At 60.4% G+C, this 12,436-nt stretch carries 12 protein-coding genes; 4 read left to right on the plus strand and 8 right to left on the minus strand.

Annotated elements, in window-relative coordinates:
• Positions 1–33: 33 nt before the first annotated feature.
• Both HYI44_RS22060 and HYI44_RS22065 read left to right on the plus strand, forming a co-directional pair.
• The gene (locus HYI44_RS22060; protein WP_045060023.1) at positions 34–714 is read left to right on the plus strand and encodes a Fe2+-dependent dioxygenase; all 681 of its coding nucleotides are present in this window, start codon (positions 34–36) and stop codon (positions 712–714) included.
• The gene (locus HYI44_RS22065; RefSeq protein ID WP_225570537.1) at positions 711–1,472 is read left to right on the plus strand and encodes a tetratricopeptide repeat protein; all 762 of its coding nucleotides are present in this window, start codon (positions 711–713) and stop codon (positions 1,470–1,472) included. The genes HYI44_RS22060 and HYI44_RS22065 overlap by 4 nt, the downstream gene beginning before the upstream one ends.
• A gap of 194 nt (positions 1,473–1,666) precedes the next feature.
• Here the strand turns inward: HYI44_RS22065 and HYI44_RS22070 are convergent, their stop codons facing one another.
• From HYI44_RS22070 to HYI44_RS22090, 5 genes are all read right to left on the minus strand, one after another.
• The gene (locus tag HYI44_RS22070; RefSeq protein WP_045060021.1) at positions 1,667–2,830 is read right to left on the minus strand and encodes a type III PLP-dependent enzyme; all 1,164 of its coding nucleotides are present in this window, start codon (positions 2,828–2,830) and stop codon (positions 1,667–1,669) included.
• Positions 2,831–3,283: 453 nt separating this feature from the next.
• On the minus strand, positions 3,284–4,441 hold the full coding sequence (locus HYI44_RS22075; RefSeq protein ID WP_122837483.1) for a betaine/proline/choline family ABC transporter ATP-binding protein: 1,158 nt from the start codon (positions 4,439–4,441) through the stop codon (positions 3,284–3,286).
• On the minus strand, positions 4,438–5,091 hold the full coding sequence (locus tag HYI44_RS22080) for an ABC transporter permease (protein ID WP_045060019.1): 654 nt from the start codon (positions 5,089–5,091) through the stop codon (positions 4,438–4,440). The genes HYI44_RS22075 and HYI44_RS22080 overlap by 4 nt, the downstream gene beginning before the upstream one ends.
• Before the next feature lie 12 nt (positions 5,092–5,103).
• Positions 5,104–6,012 (minus strand): glycine betaine ABC transporter substrate-binding protein, encoded by a 909-nt coding sequence (locus tag HYI44_RS22085; protein WP_412548504.1) that lies wholly within the window; start codon positions 6,010–6,012, stop codon positions 5,104–5,106.
• Positions 6,013–6,032: 20 nt separating this feature from the next.
• Positions 6,033–6,749 (minus strand): ABC transporter permease, encoded by a 717-nt coding sequence (locus tag HYI44_RS22090; protein ID WP_122837484.1) that lies wholly within the window; start codon positions 6,747–6,749, stop codon positions 6,033–6,035.
• Between the two features lie 468 nt (positions 6,750–7,217).
• Here HYI44_RS22090 and HYI44_RS22095 point away from each other — a divergent pair, with 468 nt between their 5' ends.
• On the plus strand, positions 7,218–8,801 hold the full coding sequence (locus HYI44_RS22095) for a peptide chain release factor 3 (RefSeq protein ID WP_225570538.1): 1,584 nt from the start codon (positions 7,218–7,220) through the stop codon (positions 8,799–8,801).
• Between the two features lie 302 nt (positions 8,802–9,103).
• Positions 9,104–9,361 carry a hypothetical protein gene (locus tag HYI44_RS22100; protein WP_225570539.1) on the plus strand — a complete coding sequence of 86 codons (258 nt, stop codon included), beginning with the start codon at positions 9,104–9,106 and terminating at the stop codon, positions 9,359–9,361.
• Between the two features lie 194 nt (positions 9,362–9,555).
• Here the strand turns inward: HYI44_RS22100 and HYI44_RS22105 are convergent, their stop codons facing one another.
• Genes HYI44_RS22105 through HYI44_RS22115 form a run of 3 tightly spaced genes read right to left on the minus strand, consistent with a single transcriptional unit; the run spans position 9,556 to position 12,432 of the window.
• Positions 9,556–10,536: a peptide ABC transporter ATP-binding protein gene (locus HYI44_RS22105; RefSeq protein WP_045061495.1), complete on the minus strand. Its 981-nt coding sequence runs from the start codon at positions 10,534–10,536 to the stop codon at positions 9,556–9,558.
• Positions 10,536–11,504, minus strand: a complete 969-nt coding sequence (locus HYI44_RS22110) for an ABC transporter ATP-binding protein (protein WP_122837486.1) — start codon at positions 11,502–11,504, stop codon at positions 10,536–10,538. The genes HYI44_RS22105 and HYI44_RS22110 overlap by 1 nt, the downstream gene beginning before the upstream one ends.
• Before the next feature lie 10 nt (positions 11,505–11,514).
• Positions 11,515–12,432, minus strand: coding sequence for an ABC transporter permease subunit (locus HYI44_RS22115; protein ID WP_122838602.1), 918 nt, complete (start codon positions 12,430–12,432; stop codon positions 11,515–11,517).
• Positions 12,433–12,436: the final 4 nt, after the last annotated feature.

Consider the following 12,436-nt stretch of genomic DNA (forward strand, 5'->3'; position numbering starts at 1 on the left):
ATTGCCATCCCTTTGCCTTCAGGTATTGCCTCCATGTTGCTGCACATTCCCGGCGTGTTCGCGAAAGAAGAAGTGCAGCGTATCCGGGAGGCCCTGGAGCAGGCGGATTGGGCCGATGGCAAAATCACGGCCGGCTACCAATCGGCCAAGGCCAAGCATAATTTGCAGCTGCCGGAAGGCCATCCACTGGCCAAGGAAATCGGCGCAGCGATGCTGGAACGGCTGTGGAAAAATCCGCTGTTCATGTCCGCAGCCCTGCCGCACAAGGTCTTCCCGCCGTTGCTGAACTGTTACACGGCGGGCGGCAGTTTCGACTTCCATATCGACAACGCAGTGCGCCAGCCGCAGAACAGTATCGAGCGTGTGCGCACCGACCTGTCGGCCACCCTGTTCTTCAGCGAGCCCGAGGACTATGACGGCGGCGAACTGGAGATCCAGGACACCTTCGGCACCCAGCGGGTGAAATTGCCTGCCGGTGACATGGTCCTGTATCCCGGCACCAGCCTGCACAAGGTCAACGCGGTTACCCGCGGGACACGTTTTGCCTCGTTCTTCTGGACCCAGAGCCTGGTGCGCGAGGACAGCCAGCGCGCGCTGCTGTTCGAGATGGACGGGGCGATCCGTCAGTTGACTCAGGACATGCCCGATCATCCTTCATTGATCCGCCTGACCGGCACCTATCACAACCTGCTGCGCCGCTGGGTCGAGGTATGACTTTTCAATTGCGCCGCGAGGAAGTTCTGGACGGTGAACGGCTCAAGGCCATGCTCGACGAAAGCCCGGCGCGTGCTGCCCAGGCCATCCTGATCGCCGCCCGCGAGAACCTCCTGGAGGCCCAGGCACTGCTCGGGCAGATTCTGCTGGACGGGCAAGGTATCGAGCAGGATTTGCCACTGGCCCTGCGCTGGTTCGAGATAGCGGCGAAACGCGGCCACCTGATGGCGCGCAACATGCTGGGTCGCTGCCATGAACACGGGTGGGGGTGCGCTGCGGACGCCGCAGTGGCGGCCGGGCATTATCGGATCGCCGCAGACGCAGGCCTGGATTGGGCGATGTACAACTACGCCAACCTGCTGGCAACCGGGCGTGGGGTAACGGAAGATCAGGGGCAGGCACTTGCTCTGTACCGCCGTGCCGCCGGGCTTGGCCACGCGAAATCGATGAACCTGCTGGGGCGTTATCTTGAAGAAGGCCAGTACTGCCCGGGTGATCCGAAGGCGGCGCGTGACTGGTATCGACGCTCGGCGGTTGGCGGCGATTTTCGCGGGCAGTTCAGTTATGCCGCCGTGCTGGCGGATGAAGGCAATGTCGCCGAAGCGCTGCACTGGTTACGCAAGGCACTGGCGGGCGGGAACCTGAATTTCCTGCGGGTGGCGAGCCAGGCGTTGGCGAGCGCCGCCGATCCGCAAATCCGCGCATTGGCAACCGACTACGCCCAGCGCCAAAGCGAATTGGAACGCGATCCCCTGTAATTGCGGGCAATGACGAAACGCTACCTGCACTGCAATTGGCCGTAGGAGCTGCCGCAGGCTGCGATCTGTTGATCTGGCCTTTGAAAAACAAGATCAAAAGATCGCAGCCTGCGGCAGCTCCTACAGGGACTGCATTTCAAAGCACAAAAAAGCCCATGACGCGTCATGGGCTTTTTGTTTTGCGCGGCGACCGCTTACACGTAATACGATTTCAGCGGCGGGAAGCCATTGAACTCTACGGCGCTGTAGCTGGTGGTGTAGGCACCGGTCGACAGCCAGTACATACGGTCACCGATCGCCAGGTTCAGTGGCAGGCCGTATTTGTAGTTCTCGTACATGATGTCGGCGCTGTCGCAGGTGGGGCCGGCGATGACCACTTCTTCCATCTCGCCTTTCTTCTCGGTCCAGATCGGGAACTTGATGGCTTCGTCCATGGTTTCGATCAGGCCGGAGAACTTGCCCACATCCGTGTACACCCAACGCTCGACGGCGGTACGGGATTTGCGCGCAACCAGCACCACTTCGCTGACCAGGATGCCAGCGTTGGCGATCAGCGAACGGCCCGGCTCCAGGATGATTTCCGGCAGGTCGTCACCGAAGTCTTCCTTGAGGAAGCGGATGATTTCCTCGGCGTAGGTTTCCAGGCTGTTGGTGCGGGTGATGTAGTTGGCCGGGAAGCCGCCGCCCATGTTGATCAGCTTGAGCACAATGCCGTCTTCTTCTTTCAGGCGCTCGAAGATCACCTTGACCTTGGCGATCGCCGCGTCCCACACGCTGATGTCGCGCTGTTGCGACCCGACGTGGAAGGAGATGCCGTAAGGCACCAGGCCGAGGTCGCGGGCGAGAATCAGAAGGTCCATGGCCATGTCGGTCTGGCAGCCGAATTTGCGCGACAAAGGCCAGTCAGCCGTGGTCGAGCCTTCGGTGAGAATACGCACGTAGACTTTCGAGCCCGGTGCAGCCTTGGCAATGTTGCGCAAGTCGGCTTCGGAGTCGGTGGAGAACAGGCGCACGCCCTTGTCGTAGAAATAACGGATGTCTTTGGATTTCTTGATGGTGTTGCCGTAGCTGATACGGTCGGCGCTGACGCCGCGGTCCATGACCTTGTCCAGCTCGTAGATCGACGCGATGTCGAAGCTCGACCCCTTGTCTTTCAACAGGTCGATGATCTCGACCGCCGGGTTGGCTTTTACCGCGTAATAGACTTTGGCGAACTCGAAACCGGCGCGCAGGTCATCGTAGGCCTGGCTGATCATCGCGGTGTCGATCACCACGAACGGGGTTTCTTGCTTGTCGGCGAACGCCTTCATTTTGTCAAAAGTGGCGCGCTCGAAATAATCTTCGACGTTGATCGACATGCTGGAGACTCCTAAGGGCAAACTGGTTTGGTCAATGGGTGTAAATGAACGTCCTCCGTATCCCCACTTTGGTTCGCCTACTTCCCAAGGCATGTCGCCGAAAGCAAAAAAGGCCACGGGAGGCGGTGCTTCCCTTGGCCTTGCTGTCTCGTCGTCAGTACTTGAGCCGGATGGATCGTTTCCAGCATGGACGTTCGGCGCGAACTTTAGGGCGTGAGGGGCTCGAGATCAACAAAAAATGTCGCGTTTTTGCACGCTTCCGTCGTGCGGTCCTGGACAGTTACTGATGTAACCGACCTGCATGACAGTGTGATGTTCCCCAAGGAGGGAGATTTCAATACGTGCAGGAGCGAGCTTGCTCGCGATGGACGTCAACGATAGCGCAGGGAACCTGATACTCCGCGGGGCCATTGAGTGCATCGCGAGCAAGCTCGCTCCTACAGTTATTTTTTGTCAGGCGACCGCAGTCTCGGCTGGCGAAACAATGCTGGTCTTGCCGCCACGGGACTTGCCGGAGCTCAGGTACTCGGCAATCGACTCCTGAGTGACTTCACCCAGGAACACCCGCTCGGCGTCCATCACCGGCAACCACGAGCGGTTGAACTCGTACATGCGCGACAGCAGGATGCGCAAATGCTCGTCGTAGGCCGCCGTGGCGTTGAACTCGCGCAGGTATTGCGCGCACGTGCCGGCCTGGCGATGCAGGTCACGACGTCGGACATAGCCCAGCGCCTTGTTCTCACCATCCGTCACCACCACATAACGGCGGTCATGTTCGTCCATCAGCTCCAGGGCGTCGGCCACCGGGGTTTCCGGGCTGACCGATGGCGCGTTGTCCGCCGCGTCTTCAGCCTTCACCAGCAACAGGCGCTTGAGGGTGCTGTCCTGGCCGACGAAGTTGCTGACAAAGTCATCCGCAGGGTGCGCCAGCAAGGTGTCCGGATGATCGATCTGCAACAATTTGCCTGCGCGGAAGATCGCAATCTTGTCGCCCAGCTTGATCGCTTCGTCGATGTCGTGGCTGACCATGATCACGGTCTTGTTCAGCGCGCGTTGCATCTCGAAGAATTCGTTCTGGATCATCTCGCGGTTGATCGGGTCGACCGCGCCGAACGGTTCGTCCATCAACAGCAATGGCGCATCTGCCGCCAGCGCGCGGATCACACCGATCCGCTGCTGCTGGCCGCCCGACAGTTCACGCGGGTAGCGATTGAGATACTGCTTGGGTTCAAGCTTGATCATGCTCATCAACTCGCGGGCGCGGTCGTGGCATTTCTGTTTGTCCCAGCCCAACAGGCGCGGGACGATGGTGATGTTTTCCTCGATGGTCATGTTCGGGAACAGACCGATCTGCTGGATCACATAGCCGATGTTACGACGCAGGGTCACGGCGTCGAGGTCGGTGGTGTCCTCACCGTTGATCAGGATCTTGCCCGAGGTCGGCTTGATCAGGCGGTTGATCATTTTCAGCGTGGTGCTTTTGCCGCAGCCCGATGGTCCGAGGAACACACAGATTTCGCCTTCATTGACGGTCAGGCTGACGGAGTCCACGGCTTTCACATCTTTGCCATTGCTTTGGAAGGTCTTGCTGAGGTTTTGAAGTTCGATCATTTGAGCAGTCCTTTTGGAGTCAGCGTGCGTTGCAGCCATTGCAGAAGCAGGTCGGCGAAGATGGCCAGGAGACTGACCAGCACGGCGCCGACGATCAGCATCGACATATCGCTGCGGCTGATTGAAGCGAGAATGAGTACACCCAGGCCACCGGCACCGATGGTGGCGGCGATGGTCATGACACCGATGTTCATGACCACGGCGGTGCGTACACCGGCGAGAATCACCGGCACTGCAATCGGCAGCTCGACCATGCGCAGGCGCTGGCCGAAGGTCATGCCGATACCGCGGGCGGCTTCGCGAATGCCAGGTTCCACGCCGGTCAGGGCGAGGTAGGTGTTACGCATGATCGGCAGCAGCGAGTACAGGAAGACGGCGGTGATCGCCGGCATCGGCCCCAGGCCCTGGCCGAATTTCGAGTAGAACGGCAGCAGCAGGCCGAACAGTGCGATCGACGGCACCGTCAGCAGCACCGTGGCGCTGGCCTGTAGCGGCCCGGCCAGCGTCGGGAACCGGGTCATCAGGATGCCCAGCGGCACGCCGGCTACGATCGCCAGGGTCACGGCAATGCCGACCAGGGTGATGTGCTGCCAGGTCAGATGCGCCACCTGGGCCCAGTCGAGATGGGAAAAGGCGTTCAAAAATTCCATGTCTTTTCCTCCTTAGTTGATTGGGTGTTGGCGCAGGAAATCGGCGGCAACGGATGATGGGCTTTCGTGACCGACGTCGACCCGCGCATTCAGAGCACGCATGGTCTCGTCATCGAACAGCTCGGCCAGCGGTTTGATTTCTTCCGCGAGTTTTGGATGAGCGTCGAGGTAAGCCTGGCGTACCACCGGTGCTGCGGTGTAGTCCGGGAAGTAGTGCTTGTCGTCTTCCAGCAGCTTGAGTTTGAAGGCGTTCAAGCGACCGTCGGTGGTGTAGACCAGGCCGGCAAACACCTGGCCATTACGCAGGGCGGTATAGACCAGCCCGGCATCCATCTGGCGCGTGTTTTTCCGGGTCAGGTTCATGCCGTAGAGCTCGACCATGCCGGCCATGCCGTCGGAACGGTTGGCAAACTCGGTGTCCAGGGCGACGAGGTGGTTGGTCTTCGCCTCAGCCTGCATCACCGTGTTCAGCTCGCTGATGGTGTTGATCTGCGGATAAGCCTTGGCGGTGGTTTCCGGCAGTGCCAGGGCGTAGGTGTTGCTGAACTTCGACGGGGTGAGCCAGACCAGGCCTTTTTTCGCGTCGAGTTCTTTCACCCGGGCGTAGGACTGGGCGCTGTCGAGCTTTTCAGTGATGTGGTTGTAAGCCACCAGCGACACGCCGGTGTATTCCCAAAGCAGGTCCAGTTGGCCGCTTTCCTGAGCGCTGCGAGCGAGGTTGCTGCCCAGACCGCCCGTCACCTGGGTGTCGTAACCCTTGGTGCGCAGGTACTGGGAAGTGATTTCCGCGAGCAGGGTCTGTTCGGTGAACACCCGGGCGCCGATGCGAATCACCGGTTTTTCAGCGGCTTGAGCCAATCCTGCGAACAGCAGGACACAGCCCATTATCAAGGTCATGCCTTTCAGATGGAGAGCTTTCATAAATATTCCTTTGCCGAGGCTTAAGACGGGCGCAAGCCGCGTTCGAGCCAGAGGCGGCTGGCCAGTGTCACCAGACCATCGAGCAGCAAGGCCAGCAAGGCGGTACATGCCGCGCCGAGCAGCAGTTGCGGCTGATTGTTCAGGGCGATGCCAGGGAAAATCAGGCTGCCCAGGCTGTTGGCGCCGATCAGGAAGGCCAGCGGTGCCGTACCGACGTTGATCGCCAGGGCCACACGCACACCACCGATGATGATCGGTACGGCGTTTGGCAGTTCGACCCGCCATAACACTTGGGTCGGCGTCATGCCGATGCCGACGGCTGCTTCCTTGAGCGAACCCTGGACGTTTTTCAGGCCTTCATAGGTGTTGCGCACGATCGGCAACAGCGAGGCGAGGAACAGGGCGAAGATCGCAGGACCACTGCCGATGCCAAGGATGCCCAGGGCGATGGCCAGTACGGCCAGGGGCGGCACGGTGTTGCCGATGTTGAAGATTTGCATGAAGCGTTCAGCACGGCCAACCATGGTCGGGCGACTGAGGAAGATACCGGCGGGTATGCCCACAACAAGGGCGGCCAGCATGGAGGCGAGGACGAGCATCAAATGGGCTTGCAGGTAAAACAACAAATCGTCGCGGTAATGTTCGATCGTATCGATGCCGATCCAGTGGACCAGCAGGGCCAGGAGTGCGACGACAACCGCACCTCCTATCAGCCCTTTGCCATAGCGAATAGCCACAGGCGGACTCCTTTTTTTCTTTGTCGGCGAACGCAGTCCCGAGTGGCAGTGCCATTCCTGGCTGCCGGGCAATGCAACGTTCGCGAGAAGCAGCTCATGCCGCACGCCTTCCCTGTAGGAGCGAGCTCGCTCGCGAAAAACGTTCAAGCGACGCGTACATCCAGACAGCACGCGTTATCGTTGACGTCCATCGCGAGCAAGCTCGCTCCTACAGGGGAAATGCGTGTGGCTCATCGAGCCATAAGCGCAGCCTCGTCAGGCTAACTTGCTGATTTATCAGCCCCTGACACGAGTGCTGTAACAGGGGAGTGGACGTCTCTACCTTTTAAAAGGTTCCATAATTACCAGCAAATAGCCACCGTCGGAGCTGCCGAAGGTGTTTGGGGGAGGGTACGAGCGGTGGTCCGTGGGGCGCGTTTTAAGCTATACTCGCCGCCCTTTTTTGAATCACCTGCCAGGCGATTTCCCATGACCAAACAGGCCGCCGAAGTCGCGAAACGCCGCACTTTCGCCATTATTTCCCACCCCGATGCCGGTAAGACCACCATCACCGAGAAGCTCCTGCTGATGGGCAAGGCGATCGCGGTTGCCGGCACGGTGAAGTCACGCAAGTCCGACCGCCATGCCACCTCCGACTGGATGGAAATGGAAAAACAACGGGGTATTTCCATTACCACGTCGGTCATGCAGTTCCCGTATCGCGACCACATGGTCAACCTGCTCGACACCCCGGGCCACGAAGACTTCTCCGAAGATACCTACCGTACCCTGACGGCGGTCGACTCGGCATTGATGGTCCTCGACGGCGGTAAGGGTGTAGAGCCACGGACCATCGCGCTGATGGACGTCTGCCGTCTGCGGGACACGCCGATTGTCAGCTTCATCAACAAACTCGACCGCGACATCCGCGATCCGATCGAACTGCTCGACGAAATCGAAGCGGTCCTCAAGATCAAGGCCGCGCCGATCACCTGGCCGATCGGTTGCTACCGCGACTTCAAGGGTGTGTATCACCTGGCCGACGACTACATCATCGTCTACACCGCCGGTCACGGCCACGAACGTACCGATGTGAAGATCATCGAGAAGCTCGACTCGGACGAAGCCCGCGCGCATCTGGGGGACGAGTACGACCGCTTCGTCGACCAGCTGGAGCTGGTGCAGGGCGCCTGCCACGAATTCGACCAACAGGAATTCCTCGACGGCCAGCTGACCCCTGTGTTCTTCGGTACTGCCCTGGGCAACTTCGGTGTCGATCACGTGCTCGACGCCGTGATCAATTGGGCGCCGAAACCCCTGGCGCGGGTCGCCAACGAGCGCACCGTGGAACCGATCGAAGAGAAATTCACCGGCTTCGTGTTCAAGATCCAGGCGAACATGGACCCCAAACACCGCGACCGTATCGCCTTCATGCGTATCTGCTCCGGCAAATACGAAAAGGGCATGAAGATGCGCCACGTGCGCACCGGCAAGGATGTACGGATCGGCGACGCGCTGACGTTCTTCTCCTCCGAGCGTGAGCAACTGGAAGAAGCCTTCGCCGGCGACATCATCGGCCTGCACAACCACGGCACCATCCAGATCGGCGACACCTTCACCGAAGGCGAGGTCCTGGGCTTCACCGGTATCCCGCACTTCGCCCCGGAGCTGTTCCGTCGCGTGCGCCTGCGCGATCCGCTGAAGTCCAAACAGCTGCGCCAGGGCTTGCAGCAACTGGCCGAAGAGGGCGCGACCCAGGTGTTCTTCCCGGAGCGCAGCAACGATATTATCCTCGGCGCCGTGGGTGTGCTGCAGTTCGACGTGGTCGCCAGCCGCTTGAAAGAGGAATACAAGGTCGAGTGCTCGTACGAGCCGATCACCGTGTACTCGGCGCGCTGGATCGATTGCGACGATAAGAAGAAGATGGAGGAATTCCGCGTCAAGGCTGTGGAAAACCTCGCGGTCGACGGCGGCGGTCACCTGACCTACCTCGCCCCGACCCGGGTCAACCTGGCCCTGATGGAAGAGCGCTGGCCGGATGTGAAATTCCGTGCGACGCGTGAGCATCACTAAGCGTTGAGCTGTCACACAAAAGCCCCGTTGCGAAAGCCTCGGGGTTTTTGCTTTCTGGCGAAGACCGAAAGATCGCAGCCTTCGGCGTATACCTGTAGGAGCTGCCGAAGGCTGCGATCTTTTGATTTTTTGGCCTAACAATTATTCCAAACCAATCTGTCCGTTAGCGGCAATTACTTCTGTTCGCTGGCGTCCTATCTGGAGAACCCGGTCGATCGGCACTAGATTTCAGTCAGCGCCACGGTAACCGGGTTACCGCCGGCAGGCACCCATGCTGCATCTCAGAAAGGATGGATTCGGCTATGAGCATTCTTCAACGCATTTTGCTGTTGCTAAAGGTTTTGGTGATTATGTCCGTTGGCATGTCCGCAGCGCGGGCGGAATGCTCTGATCACGGTGAGCAGGCATCCAGCGGGCAGGTCGGGCATTCAGGCCTGATGATCGCCAAGTCCGAATCCGAGCCCGGTGACCAGGGGCAGGGCGGTAGCGCGGACGACGATGATTCCACTACTGACGAGCCGGATTCTGACGACCCGGATGAAGGCGATAGCCAGACGTAAGAGGTCATTTCGGGCAAAAGAAAACCCCTTCACCCCGACATGTACATAGTCGAGGTAGAAGGGGGTCTTGAACAGCCAGTCCATGATCCTGTGGGAGCGGGCTTGCCCGCGATGGCGATACCTCAGTGACATCAAAGTCGACTGGCGGGACGCTATCGCGGGCAAGCCCGCTCCCACAGGTTTTTATTCCACTGTCAGGCCACGCCGTCGAGGAACTGCTCGGCGTAGTGGCAAGCCACCTGGCGGTTGTCGAGCAGACGCAACGCCGGCTCTTCGGTACTGCAGCGCTCGGTCGCATACGGGCAGCGCTTGTGGAAAGCGCAGCCCGGCGGCGGGTTCAGCGGGTTGGGCAGTTCGCCGACGATCTTGATTTTCGGCTTGTTCGGGTCCGGGTGAATGGTCGGGGTGGCCGACAGCAGCGCCTGGGTGTAGGGGTGCAGCGGGCGTTCGTAGATGTCGTTCTTCGGGCCGATTTCCACCGGGCGGCCGAGGTACATCACCATTACGTCATCGGCGACGTGTTGCACCACCGCCAGGTTGTGGGAGATGAACACGTAGGCGGTGTTGAACTCCTGCTGCAGGTCCATGAACAGGTTCAGCACCTGGGCCTGGATCGACACGTCCAGTGCCGAAGTCGGCTCATCCGCGACCAGCACTTTCGGCTGCAACATCATCGCGCGGGCGAGGGCAATCCGTTGGCGCTGGCCGCCGGAGAACATGTGCGGGTAGCGCTGGTAATGCTCAGGGCGCAAGCCCACCTGCTTCATCATCGCCTGGACTTTCTCGCGACGTTCAGCGGCGCTCAGGTTGGTGTTGATCAGCAGCGGTTCGCCCAGCTGGTCGCCGACTTTCTGCCGCGGGTTCAACGACGCATACGGGCTCTGGAAAACCATCTGCACGTCTTTGCGCAGCTGCTTGCGCTGGGCCTTGTCGGCGCCAGCGACTTCCTGGCCGGCGATTTTCAAGGAGCCGGATGACGGCTCTTCGATCAGGGTCAATGCGCGGGCCAGGGTGGATTTGCCGCAACCCGATTCACCCACGACAGCGAGGGTTTTGCCGGCTTCCAGTTCGAACGACACGCCGTTGAGGGCGCGTACGGTCGCATGGCCCTTGAACAGGCCACGGGACACTTCGTAGTGACGGGTCAGGTCGCGGGCGGTAAGTACGACGGCCATTACGCCACCTCCTGATTCAGCGGGTAGAAGCAGCGGGCGAGGCTGTTGCTTTTCGGGTCGAGGGCCGGACGCTGGGTGCGGCAATTTTCTTGCACATAGGGGCAGCGCGGCGACAGCAGGCAACCCTGCGGACGGTCGTAACGACCGGGAACGATGCCCGGCAGCGTGGACAGGCGCGAGGCGCCGAGGCTGTGTTCCGGAATGGCCTTGAGCAGCGCTTCGCTGTACGGGTGCGCCGGGATGTCGAACAGTTGCGGTACCTGGCCGACTTCAACTGCCTGGCCGGCGTACATCACGCACACGCGCTGGGCGGTTTCGGCAACGACGGCGAGGTCGTGGGTGATCAGCACCAGGCCCATGTTCTGCTCTTTCTGCAGGGCCAGCAGCAACTCCATGATCTGCGCCTGAATCGTCACGTCGAGGGCTGTGGTCGGTTCGTCGGCGATCAGCAACTTCGGCTCGCCGGCAATCGCCATGGCGATCGCGACACGCTGGCTCATACCGCCGGACAACTGGTGCGGGTAGGCATCCATCCGACTGGCGGCGCCCGGAATTTCAACTTTTTCCAGCAGTTCGATGGCGCGTTTGCGCGCCTGCTTGCCGGACATTTTCAGGTGCAGGCGCAGCACTTCTTCGATCTGGAAACCGACGGTGTAGCTCGGGTTCAACGCGGTCATCGGGTCCTGGAACACCATGGCCAGGTCTTTGCCGACGATTTGCCGACGCTGACGATTGCTGAGCTTGAGCATGTTCTTGCCGTCGAAGTTCAGCGCGTCGGCGGTCACGATGCCCGGGTGCTCGATCAGCCCCATCAACGCCATCATGGTCACGGACTTGCCGGAACCCGACTCGCCAACGATGGCCAGGACTTCGCCCTTGTCGACCTTGAGGTCGAGGCCATCGACCACTGGCACGGCATTCTTGTCGCCAAAGCGAACATTGAGATTCTTGATTTCTAACAATGACATTTGAATCTCCTCAGGCGGCGTTCTTGAGTTTCGGGTCCAGCGCATCGCGCAGGCCGTCGCCCATCAAGTTGATTGCCAGCACGCTGAGCAAAATGGTCAAACCAGGCAGACTCACCACCCACCAGGCGCGTTCGATGTAGTCGCGAGCCGAAGCCAGCATGGTGCCCCACTCTGGGGTTGGCGGTTGTACGCCAAGGCCCAGGAAGCCCAGTGCCGCGGCATCGAGAATTGCCGAGGAGAAGCTCAAGGTCGCCTGCACGATCAGCGGTGCCATGCAGTTGGGCAGCACGGTGATGAACATCAGGCGTGGCAGACCGGCACCCGCCAGGCGCGCGGCGGTCACGTAGTCACGGTTCAGTTCGCCCATCACCGCAGCGCGGGTCAGACGCACGTAGGATGGCAGGGACACCACAGCGATGGCGATCACGGTGTTGATCAGGCCAGGGCCGAGGATGGCGACAATCGCCACGGCCAGCAGCAGTGACGGCAGTGCCAGCATGATGTCCATCAGGCGCATGATGGTCGGGCCAAGCAAGCGCGGGAAAAACCCGGCGAACAGTCCCAGGAGAATCCCTGGAATCAGCGACATCACTACCGACGACAAGCCGATCAGCAGCGACAGGCGCGAGCCCTGGATCAGCCGTGACAGCAGGTCTCGGCCCAGTTCATCGGTACCGAGCAGGAACTGCATCTGCCCACCTTCCAGCCAGGCTGGCGGGGTCAGCAGGAAGTCGCGGTACTGCTCGCTCGGGTTGTGCGGTGCCACCCAGGGGGCGAACAGTGCGCAGAAAATCACCAGCAACATGAACATCAGGCCGGCGACGGCGCCTTTGTTCCTGGAGAAGGCATGCCAGAATTCTTTGTACGGGGACGGGTACAGCAGGCTTTGATCGACTGCTACCGCTGGAGTTGAAGCTGGAGTGGTCATGGTC

Source organism: Pseudomonas sp. Y24-6 (assembly GCF_020295325.1).
In the GTDB taxonomy this organism is placed as follows: domain Bacteria; phylum Pseudomonadota; class Gammaproteobacteria; order Pseudomonadales; family Pseudomonadaceae; genus Aquipseudomonas; species Aquipseudomonas gregormendelii.